We start from the raw sequence: 24,943 nt of genomic DNA, 5'->3' as shown, positions 1-24,943 counted from the left end.
GTCCGCAAACGGCCATATTCATCCAGCCCTGCGCTACCTGCTGATATGACACTGCCCCACGCGGGGGTACCAACAAAAAAGGGGCACCCGAATGGGTGCCCCTTTTCTATCCGTCTTAAGCCGCAATCACATGCGCGATGCAACATTCTCCCAGTTGACCAGCTTTTCAAGGAAGTTGGTCAGGTAAGCAGGACGCTTGTTGCGGAAGTCGATGTAATAGCTGTGCTCCCACACATCGCAGCCCAGAAGTGCTGTCTGGCCAAAGCACAGCGGGTTCACGCCGTTTTCAGTCTTGGTGACTTTCAGTGACCCGTCGCTGTCCTTGACCAGCCAGCACCAGCCCGACCCGAACTGACCGGCCCCTGCAGCGGCAAATTCTTCCTTGAACTTGTCAACGGACCCGAAGCTTTCGGTCAGTGCCTTTTCCAGTTCGCCCGGAATGCCGCCTGTGCCCGGCCCCATCATTTCCCAGAACTGCACATGGTTCCAGTGCTGGCTGGCATTGTTGAAAATGCCGGTCTGCGCCACAGCGCCGGACTGATGGGTGCCGGTGATGATGTCTTCAACCGATTTGCCTTCCCATTCGGTGCCGGAAATCAGCTTGTTGCCATTGTCAACATAGGCCTTGTGGTGGATGTCATGGTGGAATTCCAGTGTTTCGCGGCTCATGCCCAGATCGGCCAGCGCATCATGCGAATACGGAAGGTCAGGAAGTTCGAAAGCCATGGTCTACCTCTTTTCGGTTATTGGTTCGCGACTGCCCTGAATAAGAGCCCTGAATACCGGAACGTCAAGGGGCGCGGGGCGGATTCCTGCCAACCACCTTGATTTGTCAGGCATAAAGCGCGGGTTCCGAACCGGGTGCCGCTGCTGCGCATAGCAGGTCGAACATATATTGCGCGACCGACCGGAAACACACCAGCGTCACCTGATCAGCGCCCGATACCCAGAGCGCTGCGGCCACCTGCGCCGCGCGGGTGCGGCGAATATCGCCTTCGGCAAAATCGCTGAAATCCACCGGGCAGATTTTGGCCAGCGCATCAAAGACAGCCGCGCCCTGAAGCGTGAATACCGCCCGCGCATCGGACACGTTGGCCACAGTCGCAAATTCACCCGCCAGCGCGCCGGCCAGTTTCTGCGCCATCGCGCCCGCCTGATCATAGGGCAGCATCAGCAACAATTCATCCGGTGACATCCAGGCCGCGAACGCGGTACCGGCTTGTGTCACGCGGCGCTGTGCGGGCATGTCCAGCCCCATCGCATCCTTCAATACGCCCGCAAGCACTGGTGATGACAGGTCCCCGCGCAGGGTGATCATCCCGCGCAGGCCCGCCTCATTCACCGTGACGAAACCTGCAAAACCTGCCCCCGGCAGCGCGCTGTTCAACATGTCAGACATTTTGCTTCGCTCCGTCCTTGTCAATCAATACCGGATCAATGATCCGCGCCTTGATGTCCTTGCCCGCATCACCTGCGAAATTCAGCACCTCGCCCATGCGGTCGGGACCATTGCGCACCAGTGCCATGGCAATGCCACGCCCCAGATTGGCGGAATAATAGGTCGATGTAACCCGCCCTTCGGTCTGCGCCTGCCCGTTGGCGTTCTTGCCGCCCGTCACCGCCAGCGCCGCATGCGGCAATACCGACCCGTCAAGCGTTTCCACGCCCACCAGTTTCCAGCGATCAGGGTTGACCATGGCTTCGCGTTCCATGCCGCGTTTGCCAAGGAAATCCGCCTTCTTCTTGCTGATCGCCCAGTTCAGCCCCAGATCCTGCGGGATGACCGTGCCATCGGTTTCATCGCCGATCATGATGAAGCCTTTTTCAGCGCGCAGAATATGCAGGGTTTCGGTGCCATATGGCATGATGCCCAGATCGGCCCCTTCCGCCATCAACCTGTCCCAGAAGGCGCGGCCCTGCCCGGCGGGCACCGCAATTTCAAAGGACAACTCGCCCGAGAAACTGATGCGGAACACCCGCGCGTCAAACCCGCCAAGCGTGCCTTCGCACCATTCCATGAAAGGCAGCGTATCGCGGCTGACATCCATGCCGCCAAGGCGTTCCAGAAGCGTGCGCGCTTTGGGGCCGACAACCGCGAATTGCGCGAATTGTTCGGTCAGGTTGACCGTGTGAACCTGCCAGTCCCACCATTCGCATTGCAGCCAGTCTTCCATCCAGCCATGAATGTGATCCGCACCGCCACTGGTGGTATGGACAAGGAAACTGTCCTCATCCAGCCGCGCCACGACACCGTCGTCCATCAGGAAACCGTTTTCGTTGCACATCAGCCCGTAACGGCATTTGCCGGGCTTCAGCGTGCTCATCATGTTGGTATACATCATGTCCAGAAAACGGCCTGCATCCGGCCCGCGCACCAGAATTTTCCCAAGCGTGGAGGCATCCAGAAGCCCGACATTTTCGCGCGTGTTTTTCACTTCACGGTTGACGGCATCATGACGTGTTTCACCTGCCCGCAGATAGGCAAAGGGCCGCCGCCACTGACCGACGGGTTCCCAATCCGCACCATTGGCCGAATGCCAGTCATGCACCGGACTACGCCGCAGGGGCTGGAAAATCGGCCCGCGCGCTTCGCCCGCGATGGCACCAATGGAAATCGGGGTATAGGGCGGGCGGAAGGTGGTTGTGCCGGTCGCCGGAATAGGCTGGCCCAGCGCATCAGACAGGATTGCCAAACCGTTGATATTGCTTAGCTTCCCTTGATCCGTCGCCATGCCCAATGTGGTGTAGCGTTTGGTGTGTTCAACAGACTGATACCCTTCGCGCGCAGCCAGTTGCACGTCGGACACTTTCACATCATTCTGATAATCCAGCCACATTTTCATGCGCAGATCATAGCTGGCCTGCGCCGGCATCATCCAGACCGCCTGCATCGGTGCCTCAGCAGGTGTTTCCATCTGCGCGGGCGCATCGGGCTGGCCCGGCGCTTGCGTGGCCTGTGCGCATGCCTGTGCGCAGCCATGCGCGTCAGCCAGCACATCCTGCAGATGCCCGTTAGCCGCCCCGCAGGCGCGCACGAAACCCGCGCCATCCGCGCCCAGCGGCGGGCGCGCGGGGTCGGGGCGGAAGAAGCTGCCCGCGTCATCCCACAGCAATTTTCCACCGCAATGCGACCACAGATGCACCACCGGCGACCAGCCGCCGGACATGGCAACCGCGTCGCAGTCAATGCTGCGTTCCACCACGCCGCCGCTGCTGTCCTGACGGCAGATTTCGACGGAGGTGACGCGCTTGCCGCCCTTCACCTTGCGAATGGCGCGGCCTTCCAGAACGGTGATTCCCAGCGCACGGGCACGGGCGGGCAAATCGCCGTCCACCACCGGGCGCGGGTCGATGATGGCGGGGACGTCCAGCCCTGCTTCAACCGCAACGATGGCACTGCGATAGGCATCGTCATTATTGGTGACAACGACAATGCGCTGGCCCGGTGCCACGGCGTAATTGACGATATAGTCACGCAGGCCGGATGCCAGCATCACGCCGGGCACATCATTTCCCGCAAATGACAGCGGGCGTTCAATAGCACCGGTGGCCGTAATGATCTGGCGCGCGCGCATGCGCCACAACCGGTGGCGGGGCGCATCTGTACCGGGCATGTGGTCGGCGATACGTTCGTAGCCCAGCACATAGCCATGATCATGCACGCCCGCGCCCATGCAGCGGGTGCGCAGTTGAACATTCTCCATCGCCTGCAGCGCCGCCACTGTGGCGTCAATCCAGTCCTGTGCGGGCTGGCCGTTGATCTGCATGCCATCCACAGGCGCGCGCCCGCCCCAATGGGCAGTCTGTTCCCACAGCGTGACCTTTGCCCCGGTCTGCGCCGCACTCAGCGCGGCCTGAAGCCCCGCGATCCCGCCACCAAGGACCAGAATATCGCAGAAGGCGTAAACCTGTTCATAGCGGTCGGGGTCACGCGCGTCCTTGTCCGGTGCCTTGCCCAGCCCGGCAGAGCGGCGGATGATGGGTTCATAGACATGTTTCCAGAAGGCGCGCGGACGCATGAAGGTCTTGTAGTAAAACCCGGCCGTCAGGAATTGCGGCATAAGGCTGTTGACCGATAACAGGTCGAATTCCAGACTGGGCCAGTGGTTCTGGCTTTGGGCCTGCAGCCCGTCGAACATTTCGGTCGTGGTGGCGCATTGGTTCGGTTCATACCGGTTGCCCTGCCCAAGGCCCAGCATGGCATTGGGTTCTTCCGCCCCTGCTGCCACAACCCCGCGCGGGCGGTGATATTTGAACGAGCGGCCCAGCAACATCTGGTCATTGGCCAGCAGACCCGCGGCCACAGTGTCGCCGCGAAATCCTGTCAGGGATTTGCCGTTGAAGGTGAAATTCTGTGGCTGCGCGCGGTCGATCAACCGGCCGCCATGGGGCAGGCGATGGCTCATGAATACCCCTCCCATCCGGGATGTCTGTCTTTGATTTTCGCGACGATTTCGGCAGGCGGCTCAAGCGTCTGGGCAGCATAGGTGCCAAAGACTTCCAGCGTCATGGTGCAGCGCGCGGCCAGAAACCACTTGCCGCAACCATAGGCGTGGCGCCAGCGTTCAAAATGCACCCCGCGCGGGTTCTTGCGGTTGAACATATAGGCTTCGTATTCCTGATCCGATGATCCGGGGCCAAAGCGCTTCAGATGCGCCTCGCCGCCGGGGCTGAATTCGGTTTCTTCGGCAGTCACGCCGCAGCAAGGGCAGGTGAGTGTTAGCATGGGCAAACCTTTCGCGACCCGGCGCAGGCACCGGGCATGCCAAAGCCGGACGTCTGACGACGCCCGGCTTTGGCGGGTTCATGAATCTGGCCGGATGGGCCTGTGTCAGTCCGCCGGGAGAGGCGCTGGTGCGGTTTCGGCACCAGTTGCAGGTTCGGGCGCGGCTGGTGCAGTCGCACCATCGCCTGCGGGCGCTGTGCCTTCAGCCCCTGTCCCTGCGGCCCCTGTCCCCGCATCGTTGTTGATGATGGTAGAGCTTCCGGCAGGTGCCGTGCTTGTTGAGGTCGGAGTGCTGCTGCCAAAGCCACCGAACAACAAGTATAGCAGGATGAGGCCCACAACAACGCCGCCGACAATGAATGCCATCGTGTTGCTGCTGCGTTTCGCAGGGGGCGGTGTCGCGCCCTGGTAGACATGTGTCTCGTTGCCTGGGCCTGGGCCTGGGCCTGTCCCGTAGCCGCGGGGGGGGACGTGTGAATCGATTTTGTCGGCCATGTGCGTTTCTCCTGATAAAGTGCACTCAGGTAAGAAACCCCGGAATGGGCAGTTTGGTTCCTGCAAAGCTGCCCGTCACGCCGTGAAAACGACGAATGCGGACGCGGGCGCATCAGATGCGCCTTGGCGGTCACGTCGCAGCAAGGGCGGGTCAGAGCCGGCATGTTGCCTCCTTCAGGGACGGCCGGGGGCGCTGCCCCCGGACCCCCGGGATATTTTCACCAGAATGAATGAGGGGCGCGGAAGACGCAGGCATCAATGCGCCACCCCTGCGGCCACGGACTCGTCGATGAACCGCCCTTCGCGGAAGCGCGTCATGGAGAATTCGCGCGCCAGTGGTCCCGGCTCCCCCTTGGCGATGAGTTCGGCCATGGCCCAGCCCGACCCCGGCGTGGCCTTGAACCCGCCCGTACCCCAGCCGCAATTGATGAAGCAATTGCCAAGCGGGGTTTTCGAGATGATGGGCGAGCGGTCGCCTGTCATATCCACGATGCCCCCCCATTGGCGCAGCATTTTCAGGCGCGAAATCATCGGGAAGGTTTCGACCAGCGCGCGCACGGTTTCCTCGACATGGTGCCATGAGCCGCGCTGGGTGTAGTTGTTGAACCCGTCCGCGCCACCGCCAATGACCATTTCACCCTTGTCGGATTGCGACATATAGCCATGCACTGTGTTGGCCATGACCACCACATCCATGCAGGGTTTGATGGGTTCTGACACCAGCGCCTGAAGTGCCACGGATTCGACCGGCAGACGGAAGCCCGCCATATCGGCCAGCGCACCGGAATGGCCGGCGACGACAATGCCCAGCTTCTTGCAGGTAATCGTGCCTTTGGTGGTGTTGACAGCAGTCACCTGCCCGCCCGCGGATTCGACCCCGGTAACCGCGCATTGTTCAATGATATGCATGCCCATGTCGGAGCAGGCGCGCGCATAGCCCCAGGCCACTGCATCATGGCGTGCTGTGCCGCCGCGCGGTTGCCACAGCGCCCCCAGCACCGGATAGCGCGGCCCGTCAAGATTGATGATCGGCACCAGTTTCTTGACCTCGGCGGGCTGGATGAAGCGCGTCTGCACGCCTTGCAGGGCATTGGCGCGTTCGGTACGCAGATAACCGCGTTTTTCATGCTCTGTCTGCGCCAGCATCATGACACCGCGCGGGCTGAACATGATGTTGTAGTTCAGATCCTGCGACAGGTTTTCAAACAGCGACCGCGCCTTTTCATATAGCGCGGCAGACGGGTCCTGCAGGTAATTCGAACGGATGATGGTGGTGTTGCGCCCGGTATTGCCGCCGCCAAGCCAGCCTTTTTCAATGACCGCCACATTGGTGATGCCGAAATTGCGACCCAGATAATAGGCCGTGGCCAGACCGTGCCCCCCTGCCCCCACAATGACAACATCATAGGAATTTCGCGGTTCCGGACTGGTCCAGGCATGGGACCAGCCTTTATGTTGGCGAAGGGCCTCGCGGGCGATGGCAAAGGCGGAATAGCGTTTCATGCGCGGATGCTCCTGAGGGTGGTGGGATGCGCTGACTTGCCTTCTGGACTAGTGCAGTTCGCCCCGGTAATCCAGAAGCGTCATGATTAGGGCGAAAACCGAAATCAGGCCGCGACTGTTTGTCATTTTGCAGAAATGACCGTTATGCAGGGCTGCCGGTTTCCAGCGCTTTCATGAGATGAAAGACCCTGTCCCGCATCCAGGATGCCAGGGGCGTCTTGTCGGATCGCTTGTGCCAGATGCCAATGATCAGGACGGGAACGATTTCCACAGGCGGCACGAAGACCCGGAGGTTGAAGTCCGGGGCAACCTTGTCCGCCAGCTGGGCCGGGACCAGAGCGATCAGATCACTTTCACTGACGGCGCGGCACACACCGGAGAAGACAGGAACCGTCATGGCCACCTGCCTGCGCCGTCCCACATGTTCCAGCGCCGCATCCCCCATGGCTGCCAGGTTCCCTTCGGGCGAAAAGAGGACGTGATGAAGCGCGCAGAATGTGTCAATAGGCATGGTCTGACCGGCGGCCATCCCCGCAATTGCAGGGTTTTCTGATCTGGCGATCACGCGAAACGGGGCGTGAAACAACGGCATGCGCCTGATCCAGTGTGGCAGCGCGGTATCGGGGATCAGCGCAATATCGGCATTGCGGCGCTCCAGACTCTCGACATAGTTATAGGGCACCAGATCAACGAGCTGGGCGCGGATACCCGGTGCCGTCTGATGCAGCATGTCGCCCAGCGGTGGCATCAGAAGCTCGGCGAAGAAATCGCTTGCGGCAATCCGGAAGGTTCCCGTAGCTGTTTCCGGGTCAAATGCGGCCGGCGGTGACAGCAGGGATTCAAGTCGCTGCAGTTCTTCGTGCAAAGGGATCCGGAGGGCCTCTGCATAGTCACTCGTTACCAACCGGTTGCCATGTCGGACAAAAAGCGGGTCACCGAGGGCGCGACGCAGGCGCGACAAGGCACCTGACACAGCCGATTGCGACAAGCCCAGCCTTTCGGCAGCCTTCACAGTTGACCCTTCGCGAAACAATGCGTCGAGCACACGCAGCAGGTTCAGGTCGAATGTCGCGAAATTCATCCCGCCGATACCCGCTATCAGGAAATACAGTTTGGCTGATATCATGGCGTCAGGGTATATTCATGTCAACGAAAGCGCTTTCGTTTCAGTCCCGCCATAAGGAGTGAAACGATGAAAGACCTGACCGACGACCCCGGCGCCATCGAATGGCTGGGTGTCAAATACAAAACCATTCTCACACCCGAACAGACCGGTGGCACCATGTCCATTGTGGACAGCTTGTCCCCGGTCAACAGCGGGCCGCCGCGGCACATCCATGAAAATGAAGACGAAACATTCGTCGTGATTACCGGAATCTGCAAAATCTGGCTGGAGGGTACGGAGTTTCTGCGCGGCCCCGGCGAAAGCGCCTTCATCCCGCGTGGCAGAAACCACAGCTTCAGGGTTGTCGGGGACGAACCCTCGCGGCATCTGGTGATCCTGACGCCCGGTGGTTTTGAGGGTTTCTTTGCCGATATGGCAGCGGGGCAATTCAGGATACCGGAAGACATGCCGGAAATCGCGGAATCTGCACGACGCCACAACCTGACCTTTACCGGGCCGCCGATTGACTGATTTCATGACCGCAGGACATGTTGTGTACCACATTCCCGTCTGTCCGTTCTCGCAGCGGCTGGAAATTCTGCTGGCGCTGCGGGGGCAGGAAGGCGCTGTTGAATTCCGGACCGTCGACATCAGCAAACCACGGGAACCAGCCCTGCTGGCAATGACACGCGGGACAACCGCACTGCCCGTCTTGCTGGTCCCTGATGGAACGGTCCTGAAGGAAAGCCGCGTCATCCTGCGCTATCTGGATGAAACGCTGGATGGGCCAAGGTTACGCCGCAGCGACCCGGTACAACATGCGGTAGAATCGATGCTTGTCGCCCTTGAGGGGGCCATCACAATGGCGGGCTATCTGTTCGTCATGAACCAGAAACGCGCGTGCCGTGCCGAATACGCTGAAACGCTGTTATCCATCTATCGGGATATCAATGGCTTTCTGCGCGACTTCAGCCGCAGCGGCCCTTGGCTGTTCGATGATTTCGGCTATGCGGAAGCTGTCTTTGCGCCGGTTTTCAAACGTTTCTGGTTCCTCGAATATTATGAGGGTTTCACGTTGCCGCATGGGCCGGACTATGACCGTGTGCGGGTCTGGCAAGATGCCTGTATGGCACACCCGGCCACAAATCAGGTAACGCACGAACAGATCGTAAAGCTTTATTACGACTACGCCCTGGGCGCTGGCAACGGGGCGCTGGTCGATGGGCGGAAAATATCAAGCTTCGTGTTCACGCCGCATTGGCAGGATCGGCCCTGGCCGCCGCGCGACAAATATGCGGGCACGGCAAGCGACGCGGCACTGGGACTTGTCACTGATGGTCCCGGCACCGGTGGTGAACAGATGGCTGACCGATCATCCTCCAGCACCCCTGATGCCGCTTGCACTTCTGCATGAAACGCCAGAGATTGCGGGTATGGCGACGGACACACAGCACCCCCGGTTACGCATCCGGATAATTTTTGACGAGGCCGGAATGATCGGCCCCGGCAAGGCTGAATTGCTGGAACGGATCGACAAAACCGGCTCTATCGCGGCGGCGGGGCGGGAAATGGGGATGAGCTATAAGCGCGCATGGGAACTGGTCAGCCTTCTGAACGCGATGTTCCGCACGCCCCTGGTCGAAAGCACGCGCGGGGGACCGGGTGGCGGCGGCGCCATTCTGACCGCGAACGGGCGGAACGTTCTGTCGCTTTACCGGGGTTTTGAACGCGACGCCGCCGAGGCCGGAACGCAGCGGCTGGATGCGCTGCGCGCGCTGTTACGCGATATTCCCGACGAAAAATAACGCTTGACCGCGTGGCTTTGCTGCTACGATATATTCCACAAGATATATCGATATGGAGTCCGCCGATGTCCGCAGCCATTGTCCGCCGCACGATGCTTGCGGCCGCAGCCGCCTTTGCGTTCATCACCAGCCCCGCATCCGCGCAGAACACTGCCCCGGTCATTGCCGCGGCTTCCGACCTGCAATTCGCCTTGACCGAAATTGCAGCGGCATTCCACGCCGATACAGGCATGGACGTGCGGCTGTCCTTCGGGTCCACCGGCAATTTCGCACGCCAGATCCGCGAAGGGGCACCTTTCCAGATATTCATGGCTGCCGATGAACGATTCATCGCCGAACTGCATGCCGACGGGTTCAGCCGCGATAATGGCGACCTATATGCCCTTGGCCGCGTGGTGATCATGGTGCCGGGCGGGTCAACCCTGACGCCCGACGCTGAACTTGACCATCTGGCCGAAATGCTGGCCGCGGGGCAGATCAGCCGCTTCGCCATCGCCAATCCCGATCACGCGCCCTATGGGATGCGCGCGAGAGAGGCCCTGATCACCAGGGGTATCTGGGATGATCTGCAATCAGTGCTGGTACTGGGTGAAAACGTCAGTCAGGCGGCACAATTCGCGCTGTCAGGCAATGCCGAAGGCGGCATCATCGCCTATGCGCTGGCCCTTGCCCCCGAAATTGCCCCGCGCGGGACCTATGTCCTGATCCCCGATGACTGGCACAGCCCGTTGCGCCAGCGCATGGTGCTGCTGAACAATGCGGGCGACGTGGCCAGGGCATTCTATGCCTATATGAACGAACCGGCGGCGCGTGACATCATGGACCGCTACGGTTTCGCCCTGCCTGAAGGTGAATGACGCATGGACTGGACCGCGCTTTTCCTGTCATTGCGGCTGGCATGCTGGACCGTGATCATCCTGCTGCCGGTCTCGGTGCTGATGGGCCGGTTCCTTGCCTATCACGATTTCCGGGGCAAGGGGCTGGTCGAGGCGCTGGTGATGCTGCCGCTGGTGCTGCCGCCCACGGTCTTCGGCTTTTACCTGCTGGTGGCGTTCGGTCGAAATTCGCCGCTCGGCGATCTGTGGCAAAACCTGTTCGGCCATCAGCTTGTGTTCACGTTTCAGGGGTTGGTGGTGGCATCAGTCATCTTCAACCTGCCCTTTGCCATCCAGCCCGCCCAGCGCGGGTTCGAAGCCATCGCACCCGAAGTGCGCGAGGCGGCGGCCTGCTGCGGCATGTCCCCCTTGCGCAGCCTGTGGAACGTGGAATTGCCGCTGGCCTGGCCCGGTGTGCTGACGGCGATGGTGCTGACCTTCGCGCATACGCTGGGTGAATTCGGTATCGTGCTGATGGTCGGCGGGTCAATCCCCGGCGAAACGAAAACCATCGCCATCGCCATCTATGACCGCGTGCAAGGGTTTGATGACAGGGGCGCGGCGGTCATGTCAGCCGTGCTTGTGGCGATATCGCTGTTCACGATCAGTGTGACATACTGGCTGTCGTCGCGCATCGGCAGAAGGTTGTCATGATGGCACTGGATGTAATGGCAAAGGCTGCGACGCCCATCCCGCTTGATGTGTCTTTCCGGGTGAACCCGGGCGAGTTGCTGGCGCTGGTGGGGCATTCCGGGTCGGGCAAAACCACGCTGCTGCGCACCATCGCAGGGCTGTGGCGGCCGGATGTGGCACGGGTGCGGGTGAACGGCACGACATGGCTGGATACGGACGCGCGGGTGAACCTTGCACCGCATCGCCGCCGTGTTGGTCTGGTATTCCAGAATTACGCGCTTTTCCCCCATATGACCGCCATGCAGAATGTCATGGCCGCGATGGACCAGCCCGACCGGCACGAGGCCGCGCGCATCCTTGATCTGGTGAATATGCACGGGCTGGCCGGACGCAGGCCCGCGCAGCTTTCGGGCGGCCAGCAACAGCGCGTGGCGGTTGCCCGCGCGTTGGCCCGTCAACCGCAGGCATTGCTGCTGGATGAACCCTTTTCAGCCGTGGACCGGGAAACCCGCACGAAACTTTATAGCGAAATCATCGCGCTGCGCGCCCATCTGAAAATGCCGGTTGTGCTGGTCACCCATGACGTGAACGAGGCGCAGCTTCTTGCGGACCGGATGGTGGTGATCGAAAAGGGGCAGGTCGTGCATTCCGGCACCACTGCACAGGTGATGGCAGATGCGGGCGCGCTGCGCGCATTGGGCATCCGCGATGTGGCCGCAATGCTGCCCGCAACCATCAGGGAACAGCTTGCCGATGGCCTGACCGAGTTGGACGCTGCGACCGGCCCGCTTTACCTGCCGATGATTGACGGCCCGCCCGGCATGCGTGTGCAGGTGCGCATCATGGCGCATGATGTGATCCTGTCGCGCGCGCGCCCCGAAGGATTGTCGGCGCAGAACATCCTTGCCGGGCATGTGGCACAGATTGTGCCGGGTGCCGGACCGGGGGTCATGGTGCATGTCATGGTCGGCCCGCATGAAATCCTTGCCCGCATCAGCCGCCGTGCCGCCGACCAGATGGCCTTGCAACCGGGTGACCCGGTTCATGCGATCCTGAAAACCATGTCGGTCGCGCGCGACCATATTGCCCCGGCGCAGGTCACGCAGCAAACCGCGCCGCGCGCATAACGCTTGGCCGAAAGCAGCAATTGCCCGGTTTTCCGCTGCCCGTCAGCACACGCCCCAGCACCACAGCACCACGACAAAAGATGACAGCGGCGTGTCACAACCTGCATCGCTGCGCCCGCGTATCCCCGAGTCCTGCCTGAAATTTCACAATTCCCTCATACAGGCGTTACAAATCCCTGCGATCAGGGCGGCACTCCCGAATACGGGACCAAAGCTGCCAACCTGATCCGGAGATCACACATATGAATGCCAAGGCTCTTGCCACATTGCTTGTCGCTTCCACTGCGCTGAGCACCCTTCCCATGACCGCCAGCGCAGATTGGCGCGCTGATATGCCTGCATTCCGCATCGGCCTTCTGGGCGGCGAGAATGAAGCCGACCGTCTGCGCAACAATGACTGTCTGCGCGTAGCCCTGGAAGAGCGTCTGGGCGTCCCGGTCGAAATGTTCCCTGCGCCGGATTATGCGGGCGTGATGCAAGGGCTTCTGGCGGGCCAGCTGGAATATGCAGCCCTTGGTGCATCTGCCTATGCGGGCATCTACCTGCAAGGCCCCAATTCAGTAGAGCCTATTTTCGTGTCGGCCGAAGCTGACGGGTCCACCGGTTATATCGCCGTGATGTATACCCGCGCCGATAGCGGCATCACCTCGCTGGAGGAACTGGAAGGCAAATCGCTGGCTTATGCCGACCCGAATTCCACCTCGGGCTATCTTGTGCCACGCTTTGAATTGAAGCGCGCCGGTATCGATGATGACGAATATTTCAGCCGCACCGGCTTTGGTGGCGGTCACGAACAGGCGGTCATTGCCGTGCTGCAAGGCCAGTATGACGCAGGCGTGACCTGGGCTTCCGGACAGGGCGAAGCCTCTGAGGGCTACACCCGTGGCAACCTGCGCCGCATGATCGACAATGATCTGCTGGACATGGCCGATCTGAACATCATCTGGGAAAGCCCGATCATCCCGAACGGCCCCGTTGTGATCCGTCAGGACATTCCGCAGGAAGCCAAGGATATCCTGAAGGATTATCTGGCCAACCAACTGGAACAAGACCCGCAGTGCTATTACGACGTGTCCTTCGGCGAAGGACAGGGCTGGGTCGCGGTTGATCACAGCTTCTTCGAAGGCGTGGTCGAAATGCGCCGCGAGGAGCTTGCAGGTTCCCGCTGAAATTCTGAAGGGCGGCCCATTCCGGGCCGCCCTTTTTCTATTGCCTGCGCTGGGGGGAGTTTGGCGGGGGCTTGTCGATCATCCATGCAAAGGAAGACCACAATGACCAAGACCTTCACTGGCGTTGCTGCCACGCTCGCTGTTCTGATGACCTCTGTCATGCCTGTCGCCGCTGACTGGCGCGCGGATTTCGGCACCTACAATATCGGCCTTCTGGGCGGCGAGAATGAAGCCGACCGCCTGCGCCGCTATGACTGCTTCGCCGACCTGATGTCTGACGCGCTTGGTGTCCCGGTCGAGCTGTTTCCCGCATCGGATTACGCCGGTGTGATGCAGGGCCTGCTGGCCGGGCAACTGCATCAGGCGGGTGTCGGGGCATCAGCCTATGCGGGCGTATATCTGCAAGACCCCGAAGCCGTCTCACCGCTGCTGACCACCAAGAACGTGGATGACAGCCTTGGGTATTACGCCGTCATCTATGTCAGCGCCGACAGCGACGCCCGGACCCTGGACGATCTGGAAGGCATGTCGCTGGCCTATGCCGACCCGAACTCCACCTCTGGCTATCTTGTTCCGCGCGCCGAACTGGCCGCCGCCGGGATCGACGACACGACCTATTTCAGCCGCACCGGCTTTGGTGGCGGGCATGAACAGGCGGTCATCGCCGTGCTGAACGGTCAGTATGACGCGGGCGTCACCTGGACTTCGCTGATGGGCGAGGAATCTGATGGCTACACCCGCGGGAACCTGCGCCGCATGGTAGATAACGGCCTGCTAGACATGAACGACATCCGCATCGTGTGGGAATCAAACCTGATCCCGAACGGTCCGACCATCTTCCGCAATGACCTGCCCGAAGACGCCCGCGATCTGGCTGTCAGCACGATGCTGGGTCTGAAGGAACAGGACCCCGAATGCTACGCCGACACTGTGGGCGGCGATGGCAACGGTTACGCCGAAGTCGATCATTCGTTTTACGAAGGCATCGTCGCCATGCGCGAAGCTGAACTCGCTGGCTCGCGCTGAAACTTACACCCCATCTGGCCCCTGCGTTTTCGCAGGGGTCAGTGCATTTTCGCGGCCCTCCCCGCCGCTGACAGGAGAGAACCCATGCTCGAATTCAAGGGCCTGACCAAACAGTTCAACAGCACCATCGCCGTCAAACCCGCAACATTCACCATTCCCGACGGCCAGATGGTCGGCATTATCGGGCGGTCGGGCGCGGGCAAATCCACGCTGCTGCGCATGATCAACCGTCTGAATGAACCATCCGGCGGGCAGATGCTGTTTCAGGGGCGCGACATTACCGCGCTGAAGGGCCGCGCCCTGCGCGAGTGGCGCAATGAATGCGCGATGGTGTTTCAGCAGTTCAACCTTGTGGGCCGCCTGAACGTGCTGACCAATGTGATGTCGGGACGGCTGTTCCACCATGATTTCGCGTCCTCCATGCTGGGAATATTCACAGCCAGAGAACGCGCATTTGCCATCCGCGCGCTGGACCGGCTGGGCATGGCGCATGTGGCGCTGCAACAGACCGACACGCTGTCGGGCGGACAGATGCAGCGTGTGGCCATTGCCCGCGCACTGGTGCAGGAACCCCGCGTCATGCTGGCCGATGAACCCATCGCCAGCCTCGATCCGTTAAACGCCAAAGTGGTGATGGACGCGCTGCGCGCGATCAACAGGCAAGACGGGCTGACGGTGATCTGCAACCTGCACACGCTGGACACTGCACGGCAGTATTGCGACCGCATCATCGGCATGCAGGATGGTGTCATCGTCTTTGACGGCACACCAACGGAGCTGACAGACCGTGCCGCGCGCGAAATCTATGGTGCCGAAGCCGAAGAAGCATTCTCCGAAGCCATGACATCGACCGCGCTGCGGCCCGGTGCGTCAGCCCCCGCGCAACCCGAAGCCCGCGTGGTGAACTGACATGGCCAGCATCACCACAAACGGGCCGGACCATGATCCGGTATCCTTGTTCGAAACCCACCGCACCCGGATGATCCGCGACCGGATGCTGGCCAATATCACGCTGGCGGTGCTGTTTCTTGGTTTTCTGGCATGGTCAATCTGGATTTCGCGCTTCACGCCCGACCGGCTGGCCGCTGGCATTCCGCGGATCTTTGAATATTTCGGGTCTGTCATGCCATCATTGCAATGGGACATGCTGTTTGAAGGCCGTAGCGCGGAAGGCCGCTTTCCCGCCGGTTCTGTCGGATACTGGTACAATGATTTCTGGAAATACCTGCGCCTGATCTGGGAAACCATCCTGATGGCGCTGACTGCCACGCTGCTGGGCACGGGGCTTGCGATCGCACTGTCGTTTCTGGCGGCGCGCAACTGCACCCCCTATCCGTGGATGGGCGCAGCCGCACGGCGCTTTCTGGAATTCTGCCGGGGTGTTCCCGAAATCCTGTTCGCGCTGATCCTTGTGTTTGCAGTCGGCATCGGCCCCCTTGCCGGGGTGCTGGCCATCACCATTCACGCCACCGGCGCGTTGGGCAAGCTGTTTTCCGAAGTGAACGAAAACGCATCCATGCGCCCGGTTGACGGGATAAAAGCCGTGGGCGGGTCATGGTTTGAACAGATGCGCTATGGCATTCTGCCACAAGTGCTGCCCAATTTCACATCCTATGCGCTGTGGCGGTTCGAAATCAATGTGCGGGCCTCCGCTGTGGTCGGGTTTGTTGGTGCAGGCGGGATCGGGGCGGAACTCAGCCATACGATCAGTTTCTATTCCGATGACCGGGTAACGGCTGTTTTGTTGCTGGTCGTGCTGACAGTCACGGCAATTGATCTGCTGTCCGAACGCGCGCGCCATACGCTGATTGGCAAGGAGTCCCTGAAATGAGCACATTGACCTACGCTGCCATCTCTGACGTGGATATAGCAGCCACGCGCAAACGCCACCCAAAAGCATTTGGCGATCCGTTCGCCACCACGCTGAAAGCCGCAAGCTGGGCCTTCATCGCGGTCTATCTGGTCTGGTCGCTGGGCTTTTTCGAGATCGGCAAACTACTGTCCGCATCCGACCGGGCCTGGGCGCTGATCACACGCATGGTGGTTTGGCAGGACATGGCCACATGGCAGTATTACAACATCTACAAGGGCATTGCCCAAACCATTGCAATGGCCTTTGTCGGCACGCTTCTGGGCACGATCTTTGCGCTGGGTCTGGCGTTTTTTGCAGCGCGCAACACCATGCCGGTGGGGGTAATCCGCCATGCGGTGCGCCGTATGCTGGATGTATTCCGCGGCATTGATCAGGTTGTCTGGGGGCTGGTATTCGTGCGGGCCGTCGGACTGGGACCGCTGGCCGGGGTGCTGGCCATCTGGATTTCGGACATGGGCAATCTGGCGAAGCTGTATTCCGAAGCGATCGAGAATATCGACCGCAAACAGGTGGAAGGCGTACGCGCAACAGGGGCCGATACCAGCCGGATCATCCGCTTCGGCTATCTGCCACAGATCCTGCCGGTCTTTATTTCGCTGTCGCTGTATTCTTTCGAATCCTCTACCCGGTCGGCGACGATTCTGGGGCTTGTGGGTGCAGGCGGGATCGGCATGATCATCATTGAACGCTTCCGTGCGGGACTGTTTGATCAGGTGGCCTTCGTGGTGCTGAACGTGCTGGTGGTGATCGCAGTGATCGACTGGGGGTCCGGGCTGATCCGCAAGCGGTTCATCGGCGAGCGCGGGCATTAACCGCAACCGGCATGAACGCATTCCCCGTCGGTGCCTCCGGCGGGGATATTTTTACCAGAATGAAAGCAGGTGCATGCATATTCTGATTACAGGTGCCGGACGCGGGATCGGGCGTGAACTGGCCTTGCAGGCCGTCGCGCGCGGCTGGCGTGTGACAGGCACAGTGCGGCGCGCGGGCGAAGCGCCTGACGGCGTGCGCGGAGTACTTGCCGATATGCGCCATCCGGGCAGCCTGCACACCATCGGGGCGCAGGTGGGCGCGCTGGATGCCGTGATCAACAATGCGGGCGTGATTGGCCCCCGACAGCAATCGACGCTGGAGATGGATTTCGAAGGCTTTGCCGAGACATTGCTGGTCAACACGCTGGCGCCACTGGCCATCGCGCAGGCAGTGCTGCCGCAGATGGCAGCGGGCGGGCGTATACTGACGATATCCAGCCAGATGGCCTGGATGGGGTATGCGAAATCGGACCGAATTGCCTATCGCGCGTCCAAGGCGGCCGTGAACAAGGTGATGCAGGGGCTGGCCACCGACCTGCGCCCGCGCGGCATTGCCGTGGCGCTGATCGATCCCGGCTGGGTGCGCACTGACATGGGGGGAGATGACGCTGAAGAAGACCCCGCTGATGTGGCGGGCGGCATACTGGATATTGCAGACACGCTGGACATGGCCCGGACGGGCAGTTTCCTGCACTGGAGCGGCAAGGAGCGCGATTTCTGATGAGCCGACAACTTTCGCCCGAAGGGGCGCTGGTCCACCCGGGCTGCAACATCCGCGACAGCATGCTGGGGGCATATACCGAGATCGGCGCGGGTTCGGTTATGCTGAACAGCACGATAGGTGCCTATAGCTATTGCGCGCGGGGCTGCGACATTGCCAATGCTGATATCGGCAAATTCGTCAATATTGCTGCCAATGTCCGCATTGGTCCCACAGACCACCCGATGGATCGCGCCAGCCTGCATCATTTTCTGTACCGGTCAGACATGTACTGGCCTGACGAAACACCCGATGCGGCGTTTTTTGAGCGCCGCGCCGCGCGGCGCGTGCGCATTGGTCATGACGTATGGATCGGGCATGGCGCGATTATCCGGCCGGATGTGAGCATTGGCCATGGTGCGGTTGTCGGTGCGGGTGCCGTGGTCACACGCGATGTCGCCCCCTATACAATTGTCGTGGGCGTTCCCGCAGAAAAACTGCGCAGGCGTTTTCCCAAGCAGATTGCGCGCAGGCTGACCGAGCTGGCCTGGTGGGACTGGGACCATGACCGCCTGCGCATGGCATTAAGCGATTTCCGCAATCTGGAAATCGGGGAGTTTCTGGCGAAATATGATCAGGTCACGCTGCATTGAGGAAAGCGCGCGGCGCTAAGGCTTTGCTGGTTGCTGTCCCGACAGTTTGGCCAGAAACCGTTCCAGATTGGGATCGGTATCGTCGAACGGGGCATCGTCAAAACGAAACCAGCGCATGGCGCGATATTCGCGCGGGTCATAATCCGGAATGCGCGCGTGATCGCCCTGCAAGGCATACCATAGCGACACGTCGTCATGCGGATTGGCGCCCACTGTCTGCGCGATGGTCAGAAACAGCGGGGCTGCGCAGGCGAACCGCGCGGTGATGCGCAATTCCTCCAGGCATTCGCGGCTGACAGTATCGCGCGGATGCTCGCCCGCTTCGACATGCCCGCCCGGTGGCAGCCACAGCCCGGATGAAATGTGATCACCAAGCAGAATATGCCCACTGTCGATCACGGGAAAATAGCTGACCAGATGCATGGGCGGGGTCGCGGGCGGTTTGATGCGGCAAAGTTCGACGCCGGACGCGACCCAGTCACGCGCACGGCGCACATGGTCATGCTCCAGCAGGTCAACAGGGTGGATCGGGCGCAATTCTGCGTCGATCAGGCGGGCATAGGTCATTGTTATCTCATTGTGCCGCAATCGCCAGCCGGGGGCCCGCCTGCAGAATTCGGCAAGCGACATTGGCGCTGGCATAGGTGATCTGCCCACCTGCGATCGTTGCCTCTATGCGGCGGGTATTGGGGTTCAGGACAACCAGATCAGCGCGCTGCCCCGGCACCAGCCTGCCACGGTCGGTCAGGCCCATGATTTCAGCAGGCCGGGTGGAGATCATTTCCCAGGCATGCGCGAAACTCAGGACGCGGGCATCGGCGATCACCCAGGCCGCCTGCATCAGAGCAGGGATGTAGTAATCCGAGATCAGCGCGCAGCAATGCCCGTCCTCGATAAGGTCCATCGCTGCGATATTTCCGGCCTGCGACCCCCCGCGCACGATATTGGGTGCGCCCATAAGCACGGGTTCACCGGCCTGTTGCGCAGCGCGGGCTGCGGCGATGCTGGTCGGGAATTCGCAGATATGCGCGCCAATCCCGCGATAGAAGGCGCGGGTTTCGGGGTCGGTGTCATCATGCGAGCCAAGTTTCACGCCAAGTGCGCGCAGGTCTGCGGCCACGCGGGTCAGGAATGCCGGAATCTCCGGATCGGCGCGTTTCGCTTCCATGACGATGGCCAGCAGGTCGTCAGGCGCATGGCCGTTCTGCGCCGCCCATGTCGCAAAGCGCGCTGGTTTGGTTTCGGCCATTTCCAGCGCTTCGGGCAGGTGGTTGTTGAAGACGATATAATCCAGATGATAGTCACGCACGACCGCGACAAGGGCTGCGTGGTCACGCGGCATATGGGTTTCAAAACGCAACTGAATGCGGATATCGGTGCCCAGACGATGCGCGATCTGGCGGCGGGCCGCCATCAGGGCAACCGCTTCATCCGCAGAACGCGAGCCACCTTCCCATGACCAGCTTTGCGCGAACCACGCGGTTGTCACGCCATTCGCGGCCAGTTCGGCATCGGCGGCCTGCAGCGCCTGGCGCTTGTCAAAGGGGGCTGTGGGGCGGGGGCGGATATGGCGTTCAAACCCGTCACCATGCAGATCGACGATACCGGGCAAAAGCCAGTAGCCAGACAGGTCAATCTCATGCATGGCGCCATCGGCATGGCCGAATGTGGTGGCATTGATCACCAGATCACAATCTTCAAGCGTGCTGTTCAACAGGCAAAGCGCGCCGGTCAGGCGCAGGTTCAGTGGTGGCATCGACAGGGATCCTTCGCGTTTTGTCGGGCAGATACCGCAGGGATGTTGCACTTAGATGACAAAGGGCGCGGTTTCTGACCCGTCCAGCACCAGTTCGACCCGCGCGCCGACAAAATAGCTGCGCCCGAATTCGACAGGCTGGCCCATAGGGTCGATATTGATCGATTCCGACAGGATCAGCGCATCGCCTGTCTTGATCTGCAGATGCCGCGCCTGAACCGGGTCGGCATTATGGCCGGTCAGACGGGTGGATCTGCGCGTGTAATCACCGACGCCGACATGTGCCAGCGCCGCGGTGACCGACCCCTGATCGCGCAGGGCCGCACCCATTTCAGGGAAGCGCGTTGCGCAAAAACACGACCGGGCCAGCGAAATAGGCAATTCATCGGCAAAGCTTATGGATTCCAGCACATGCAGCGGGGCGCCGGGGGACACACCCAGCGCCTGCGCTTCGGGCACAGAGGCGGCTTGTCGGCCCAAATGCAGCACTTTGCGCGACGGGGTGCGCCCGGCCGACAGCAGGTTCTGGCGAAACCGCGTGCGCGTGCCGATCCTGTAGGGAACTGGACCGGGGCGCACGAAAACACCGGCACCACGACGCGCCTGCACCAGCCCGTCATCGGCCAGCGCCTGCAATGCCCGCCTGACGGTGTGGCGGTTGACATCAAAACGCTGGGCCAGTCCGGCCTCTGTCGGCAGGCGCGCGCCTGCACGCCATGCACCCTGCGCGATTTCGGCGCGCAATATCTCGTAAATATTTTGCCACAAGGCGGCAGGTTTGGTCATGTCGTGAAACTTTCATAAAAATCCCTTTGAATAAAACCTGTAAATCCTGTATTTGTCTAGTTGTCTAGAACAATCTGGAAGCCCTGACCATGACCGCCGAACCTCTTGCCCGCCGTGACTGGATGGGCCTGATCGCACGTGCGCCCCTGTCGCAACTTGACGCATTCTGGCCGGATGACCCACCCGCCTTCACCTGGCTGCGCGCGCCGGAAACCGGGGCGATGATGGTGCGGGGCCGCGCCGGTGCGGTGGGTGCCCCCTTCAACCTGGGCGAGGTCAGCGTGACACGCGCGTCCGTCCGGCTGGAATGCGGCACAGTGGGGCATGCCCTCGTGCAGGGCCGCAGCCCCCGCAAGGCCGAACGCGCAGCCCTTCTGGATGCGCTGTTGCAGACAGCAGCGGGCGCGGCGCTTCAGAAACGGGTGCTGTCACCCTTGCAACAGGGTGAACAGGACCGGGCAGAAGGGCGCGCCCGCCGCGCAGCCGCCACGAAGGTTGACTTCTTTACATTGGTGCGGGGGGACGCATGAGTACGCAACTGACAGCCGGTTTCACCGACCCTGCCCGCGATGGTGCCCGCGCCTTCCGGCAAGTGCTGGACGCGATGGCCCATCCGGGGCGGATTGCCACGCTGGACGGGCTTCAGGCCCCCGCGCCCGCATCGCCTGCGGCAGCCGCCATTCTGCTGACACTGGTGGACAGCACAACACCGCTGTATCTGGCGGGCGCGCATGATTGTGCGGGTCTGCGCGACTGGGTGGGGTTCCATACCGGCGCACCGCTGGTCGGCCCGTCTGAGGCGACCTTCGCGCTGGGAACATGGGACGCGCTTGGCCCATTGTCGGCCTATGCGCAAGGCAACGCGGAATACCCCGACCGTTCGGCCACGCTGATCGTGGAACTGGACGATCTGCGGACCGGGGGCGCAATACTGACCGGCCCCGGCATTGAAACCGAAGCGCAGCTTTCCCTGCCCGACTTGCCCGCATTGACCGCCAATGCCGCGCGTTTTCCGCTGGGGCTGGATTTCCTGTTTACCTGCGGGCATCGCCTTGCCGCCCTGCCCCGCTCAACCAGATTGAGGGCCTGCTGATGTATGTCGCTGTCAAAGGGGGCGAACGCGCCATCGGAAACGCCCATGACTGGCTGGCGGAAGCGCGACGCGGTGATCCGTCAGTGCCCGATCTGGCCCTTGCGCAAATCCGCGAGCAACTGGCACTGGCGGTGGACCGGGTAATGGCAGAAGGGTCGCTGTATGACCCCGATCTGGCCGCATTGGCGCTGAAACAGGCGCGCGGCGACACGATTGAAGCTGTGTTCCTGATCCGCGCCTTTCGCACGACATTGCCCCGCTTCGGAACCAGCCACCCGGTTGATACCGGCCAGATGCAGATCATCCGCCGGATTTCCGCCACTTATAAGGATGCGCCGGGCGGGCAGATTCTGGGGCCGACATTCGATTATACACACCGCTTGCTGGATTTCGGACTGGCGGACGGGGACACTGTGCCGCAAGCACCCGAAGCACCGGCCAGTCACAGTGCCGTGCCGCATATCCTGTCGCATCTGGGGGCCGAAGGGCTGATGCAACCCGAACACGCCCCCGAAGCTTGCGGCGCGGATGATGTGCCGGACCTGACGCGCACGCCGCTGGAATTCCCGGCCGCCCGCCCCTTGCGGCTGCAAGCGTTGACGCGCGGGGATGAAGGGTTCCTGCTGTCGCTGGCCTATTCCACGCAGCGCGGCTATGGGCGCAATCATGCGTTCGTGGGGGAATTGCGTATCGGGCATGTGCGGGTTGCAGCGCATCTGCCGGAACTGGGATTTGACGTCGAATTCGCGGAAATCCAGGTGACTGAATGCGAAAGCGTGAACCAGTTTCAGGGGTCGAAAACCCAGCCCGCACAATTCACGCGCGGATACGGGCTGGTTTTTGGCCAGTCGGAACGCAAGGCGATTTCCATGGCGCTGGTGGACCGGGCATTGCGGGCACAGGAACTGGGCGAGGATATGAGCGATGCGCCCGCGCAGGACGCGGAATTCGTGCTGTCGCATTGCGACAATATCCAGTCGAGCGGTTTTCTGGAGCATATCAAACTGCCCCATTACGTGGATTTTCAGGCCGAACTGGAACTGATCCGCAAGTTGCGCCGCGAGGCCTGCGCCATGCAGGAGGCCGCAGAATGAGCGCGGGCGTTGTCATCGCGCGCCCACGCGTCGCCCACCCACCCACCCGCTTGCGCGGGCGCGCAGGAGAACCCTGATGTCAGCCTATAATTTCGCCTATCTTGACGAAGCCACCAAGCGCATGCTGCGCCGCGCCATTCTGAAGGCGGTGGCCATTCCCGGCTATCAGGTGCCGTTTTCCAGCCGTGAAATGCCCATGCCTTATGGCTGGGGCACAGGCGGTGTGCAGGTGACAGCCGCCTGTCTGGTACCCGAAGACACGCTGAAGGTGATCGATCAGGGCGCGGATGACACCACAAACGCCGTGTCCATCCGCAAGTTCTTTGAACGTGTCGCGGATGTGGCGGTGACCGGGCAGACGGCGGAAGCCAGCATCATCCAGACCCGCCACCGGATCCCGGAAACCCCACTGACCGAGGGGCAGATTCTGGTGTTTCAGGTGCCCATTCCCGAACCTCTGCGTTTTCTGGAACCACGCGAGACAGAAACCCGTGTGATGCATGCGCTGGAAGATTACGGGCTGATGCAGGTGCGCCTTTATGAAGATATTGCCCGCCATGGCGAGATTGCGCGCGCCTATGCCTATCCGGTGCGGGTGGAGGGGCGCTATATCATGGACCCCTCGCCCATTCCGAAATTCGACAATCCGAAACTGGATAATTCGCACGCATTGCAGCTTTTCGGGGCCGGGCGCGAAGGGCGCATTTATGCGCTGCCACCCTATACCCGTGTCGAAAGTCTGGATTTCGAGGATTACCCTTTCACGGCAACCAAAGCGGCAGGGCAGGCCTGCGCGCTGTGCGGATCAACCAGTTCCTATCTGGACGAGGTGATCACCGATGATGCGGGCGGGCGGATGTTCGTGTGTTCGGACACCGATTATTGCGCAAGCCGCGTTGCCGCCCAGTCACAGGAGGATGCAGCATGACGCCCCTTTTGCAGGTTGAGGGTCTGAGCAAGCATTACGGCAATTTTCTGGGCTGCGGGGATGTCAGCTTCACCCTGTGGCCGGGCGAGGTGATGGGCATCGTTGGCGAAAGCGGGTCGGGCAAATCGACGCTGCTGAATTGTCTGGCCGGTCATCTGACACCGGATGCAGGCCGCGTACTGTTTGACACACGCGAACAGGGCTTGCGCGACACATTGGCAATGGCCGAATCCGAACGGCGCTGGTTGGCGCGCACCGACTGGGCCTTTGTCCATCAGAACCCGCGCGACGGGCTGCGCATGAATGTCAGCGCGGGCGGCAATGTCGGCGAGCGGCTGATGGCCGTGGGCGCGCGCCATTACGGCAATATCCGCAGCCAGGCGACCGACTGGCTGGACCGGGTGGAAATTGACACGGGCCGCATTGATGACCGCCCGCGCGCATTTTCAGGCGGCATGCAGCAACGCCTGCAGATTGCGCGCAATCTGGTAACCGGGCCGCGGCTGGTGTTCATGGACGAACCCACCGGCGGGCTTGATGTCAGTGTGCAGGCGCGGCTGCTGGACCTGATGCGCGGGCTGGTGCGGCGGCTGGGACTGTCGGCAGTGATTGTCACGCATGATCTGGCTGTGGTGCGGCTACTGGCGGACAGGCTGATGGTGATGAAGGACGGGCGCGTGGTCGAAGACGGGCTGACCGATCAGGTGCTGGACGATCCGCAGCATGCCTATACGCAATTGCTGGTCAGTTCGGTGCTGCAGGTCTGATCGCGGTGCGGGTTCCG

The 24,943-nt window shown here is 61.4% G+C and carries 28 protein-coding genes; 18 read left to right on the top strand and 10 right to left on the bottom strand.

Going from position 1 to position 24,943, the window contains the following annotated elements:
* Window positions 1–126: 126 nt before the first annotated feature.
* From PUT78_RS06160 to PUT78_RS06130, 7 genes are all read right to left on the bottom strand, one after another.
* Window positions 127–726: a superoxide dismutase gene (locus tag PUT78_RS06160; RefSeq protein ID WP_274351365.1), complete on the bottom strand. Its 600-nt coding sequence runs from the start codon at window positions 724–726 to the stop codon at window positions 127–129.
* A 106-nt stretch (window positions 727–832) separates the two neighbouring features.
* Window positions 833–1,399, bottom strand: a complete 567-nt coding sequence (locus PUT78_RS06155; protein ID WP_274351364.1) for a sarcosine oxidase subunit gamma — start codon at window positions 1,397–1,399, stop codon at window positions 833–835.
* Window positions 1,392–4,406: a sarcosine oxidase subunit alpha family protein gene (locus PUT78_RS06150; protein ID WP_274351363.1), complete on the bottom strand. Its 3,015-nt coding sequence runs from the start codon at window positions 4,404–4,406 to the stop codon at window positions 1,392–1,394. The genes PUT78_RS06155 and PUT78_RS06150 overlap by 8 nt, the downstream gene beginning before the upstream one ends.
* The gene (locus tag PUT78_RS06145; protein WP_274351362.1) at window positions 4,403–4,726 is read right to left on the bottom strand and encodes a sarcosine oxidase subunit delta; all 324 of its coding nucleotides are present in this window, start codon (window positions 4,724–4,726) and stop codon (window positions 4,403–4,405) included. Before PUT78_RS06145 ends, PUT78_RS06150 begins: the two co-directional genes overlap by 4 nt.
* Window positions 4,727–4,831: 105 nt before the next feature.
* Window positions 4,832–5,092: a hypothetical protein gene (locus PUT78_RS06140; RefSeq protein ID WP_274351361.1), complete on the bottom strand. Its 261-nt coding sequence runs from the start codon at window positions 5,090–5,092 to the stop codon at window positions 4,832–4,834.
* Window positions 5,093–5,476: 384 nt separating this feature from the next.
* A complete protein-coding gene (locus PUT78_RS06135; RefSeq protein ID WP_274351360.1) occupies window positions 5,477–6,724 on the bottom strand; it encodes a sarcosine oxidase subunit beta family protein in 1,248 nt (415 codons plus the stop codon).
* Between the two features lie 142 nt (window positions 6,725–6,866).
* Window positions 6,867–7,850, bottom strand: coding sequence for a LysR family transcriptional regulator (locus PUT78_RS06130; RefSeq protein ID WP_274351359.1), 984 nt, complete (start codon window positions 7,848–7,850; stop codon window positions 6,867–6,869).
* A 66-nt stretch (window positions 7,851–7,916) separates the two neighbouring features.
* Between PUT78_RS06130 and PUT78_RS06125 the strand changes: the two genes are divergently transcribed.
* The 13 genes from PUT78_RS06125 (at window position 7,917) to PUT78_RS06065 (ending at window position 18,502) form a co-directional block, all read left to right on the top strand.
* Complete coding sequence (locus PUT78_RS06125) at window positions 7,917–8,360, top strand: cupin domain-containing protein (RefSeq protein WP_274351358.1); 444 nt, start codon at window positions 7,917–7,919, stop codon at window positions 8,358–8,360.
* A gap of 4 nt (window positions 8,361–8,364) precedes the next feature.
* Window positions 8,365–9,243, top strand: a complete 879-nt coding sequence (locus PUT78_RS06120) for a glutathione S-transferase family protein (RefSeq protein ID WP_274351357.1) — start codon at window positions 8,365–8,367, stop codon at window positions 9,241–9,243.
* Window positions 9,221–9,634: a winged helix-turn-helix domain-containing protein gene (locus PUT78_RS06115; protein WP_420793466.1), complete on the top strand. Its 414-nt coding sequence runs from the start codon at window positions 9,221–9,223 to the stop codon at window positions 9,632–9,634. Before PUT78_RS06120 ends, PUT78_RS06115 begins: the two co-directional genes overlap by 23 nt.
* 65 nt (window positions 9,635–9,699) lie before the next feature.
* The gene (gene modA / locus PUT78_RS06110) at window positions 9,700–10,491 is read left to right on the top strand and encodes a molybdate ABC transporter substrate-binding protein (RefSeq protein WP_274351356.1); all 792 of its coding nucleotides are present in this window, start codon (window positions 9,700–9,702) and stop codon (window positions 10,489–10,491) included.
* A 3-nt stretch (window positions 10,492–10,494) separates the two neighbouring features.
* Window positions 10,495–11,163, top strand: a complete 669-nt coding sequence (gene modB / locus PUT78_RS06105; protein ID WP_274351355.1) for a molybdate ABC transporter permease subunit — start codon at window positions 10,495–10,497, stop codon at window positions 11,161–11,163.
* Window positions 11,160–12,269 (top strand): molybdenum ABC transporter ATP-binding protein, encoded by a 1,110-nt coding sequence (gene modC / locus PUT78_RS06100; RefSeq protein WP_274351354.1) that lies wholly within the window; start codon window positions 11,160–11,162, stop codon window positions 12,267–12,269. The genes modB and modC overlap by 4 nt, the downstream gene beginning before the upstream one ends.
* 242 nt (window positions 12,270–12,511) lie before the next feature.
* A complete protein-coding gene (gene phnD / locus PUT78_RS06095; protein WP_274351353.1) occupies window positions 12,512–13,438 on the top strand; it encodes a phosphonate ABC transporter substrate-binding protein in 927 nt (308 codons plus the stop codon).
* Between the two features lie 102 nt (window positions 13,439–13,540).
* Entirely contained in the window at window positions 13,541–14,464 is a 924-nt protein-coding gene (gene phnD / locus PUT78_RS06090) for a phosphonate ABC transporter substrate-binding protein (RefSeq protein ID WP_274351352.1), read from the top strand.
* Window positions 14,465–14,548: 84 nt separating this feature from the next.
* Window positions 14,549–15,373 (top strand): phosphonate ABC transporter ATP-binding protein, encoded by an 825-nt coding sequence (phnC, locus tag PUT78_RS06085; protein WP_274351351.1) that lies wholly within the window; start codon window positions 14,549–14,551, stop codon window positions 15,371–15,373.
* Between the two features lies 1 nt (window position 15,374).
* Entirely contained in the window at window positions 15,375–16,295 is a 921-nt protein-coding gene (phnE, locus tag PUT78_RS06080) for a phosphonate ABC transporter, permease protein PhnE (protein ID WP_274351350.1), read from the top strand.
* Window positions 16,292–17,149, top strand: a complete 858-nt coding sequence (phnE, locus tag PUT78_RS06075; protein ID WP_274351349.1) for a phosphonate ABC transporter, permease protein PhnE — start codon at window positions 16,292–16,294, stop codon at window positions 17,147–17,149. Before phnE (PUT78_RS06080) ends, phnE (PUT78_RS06075) begins: the two co-directional genes overlap by 4 nt.
* A 73-nt stretch (window positions 17,150–17,222) precedes the next feature.
* A complete protein-coding gene (locus tag PUT78_RS06070; protein WP_274351348.1) occupies window positions 17,223–17,870 on the top strand; it encodes an SDR family NAD(P)-dependent oxidoreductase in 648 nt (215 codons plus the stop codon).
* Window positions 17,870–18,502 (top strand): DapH/DapD/GlmU-related protein, encoded by a 633-nt coding sequence (locus tag PUT78_RS06065; RefSeq protein ID WP_274351347.1) that lies wholly within the window; start codon window positions 17,870–17,872, stop codon window positions 18,500–18,502. The genes PUT78_RS06070 and PUT78_RS06065 overlap by 1 nt, the downstream gene beginning before the upstream one ends.
* 15 nt (window positions 18,503–18,517) lie before the next feature.
* Here PUT78_RS06065 and PUT78_RS06060 read toward each other — a convergent pair whose 3' ends face one another.
* The 3 genes from PUT78_RS06060 to phnF are packed head-to-tail and all read right to left on the bottom strand — an operon-like array spanning window position 18,518 to window position 21,044.
* Window positions 18,518–19,069 carry an NUDIX domain-containing protein gene (locus PUT78_RS06060; protein ID WP_274351346.1) on the bottom strand — a complete coding sequence of 184 codons (552 nt, stop codon included), beginning with the start codon at window positions 19,067–19,069 and terminating at the stop codon, window positions 18,518–18,520.
* A gap of 7 nt (window positions 19,070–19,076) precedes the next feature.
* Window positions 19,077–20,258 (bottom strand): alpha-D-ribose 1-methylphosphonate 5-triphosphate diphosphatase, encoded by a 1,182-nt coding sequence (locus PUT78_RS06055; protein ID WP_274351345.1) that lies wholly within the window; start codon window positions 20,256–20,258, stop codon window positions 19,077–19,079.
* A 51-nt stretch (window positions 20,259–20,309) separates the two neighbouring features.
* Entirely contained in the window at window positions 20,310–21,044 is a 735-nt protein-coding gene (gene phnF / locus PUT78_RS06050; protein ID WP_274351344.1) for a phosphonate metabolism transcriptional regulator PhnF, read from the bottom strand.
* Between the two features lie 89 nt (window positions 21,045–21,133).
* On the opposite strand from phnF, the gene phnG reads away from it, so the two are divergent.
* The 5 genes from phnG to phnK all read left to right on the top strand — a co-directional run bounded on the left by phnG (window position 21,134) and on the right by phnK (window position 24,926).
* Window positions 21,134–21,574, top strand: coding sequence for a phosphonate C-P lyase system protein PhnG (gene phnG / locus PUT78_RS06045; RefSeq protein ID WP_274351343.1), 441 nt, complete (start codon window positions 21,134–21,136; stop codon window positions 21,572–21,574).
* Window positions 21,571–22,137: a phosphonate C-P lyase system protein PhnH gene (gene phnH / locus PUT78_RS06040; RefSeq protein ID WP_274351342.1), complete on the top strand. Its 567-nt coding sequence runs from the start codon at window positions 21,571–21,573 to the stop codon at window positions 22,135–22,137. The genes phnG and phnH overlap by 4 nt, the downstream gene beginning before the upstream one ends.
* Window positions 22,137–23,231, top strand: a complete 1,095-nt coding sequence (locus tag PUT78_RS06035; protein WP_274351341.1) for a carbon-phosphorus lyase complex subunit — start codon at window positions 22,137–22,139, stop codon at window positions 23,229–23,231. The genes phnH and PUT78_RS06035 overlap by 1 nt, the downstream gene beginning before the upstream one ends.
* A gap of 76 nt (window positions 23,232–23,307) precedes the next feature.
* Window positions 23,308–24,159, top strand: a complete 852-nt coding sequence (locus PUT78_RS06030; RefSeq protein ID WP_274351340.1) for an alpha-D-ribose 1-methylphosphonate 5-phosphate C-P-lyase PhnJ — start codon at window positions 23,308–23,310, stop codon at window positions 24,157–24,159.
* Window positions 24,156–24,926, top strand: coding sequence for a phosphonate C-P lyase system protein PhnK (gene phnK / locus PUT78_RS06025; RefSeq protein WP_274351339.1), 771 nt, complete (start codon window positions 24,156–24,158; stop codon window positions 24,924–24,926). Before PUT78_RS06030 ends, phnK begins: the two co-directional genes overlap by 4 nt.
* Window positions 24,927–24,943 lie beyond the last annotated feature (17 nt).

This window comes from Roseinatronobacter alkalisoli (assembly GCF_028745735.1).
Lineage (GTDB): Bacteria > Pseudomonadota > Alphaproteobacteria > Rhodobacterales > Rhodobacteraceae > Roseinatronobacter > Roseinatronobacter alkalisoli.
The sequence above is the reverse complement of the archived record's forward strand: the minus strand, read 5'-3'. Positions and strand labels throughout refer to the sequence as shown.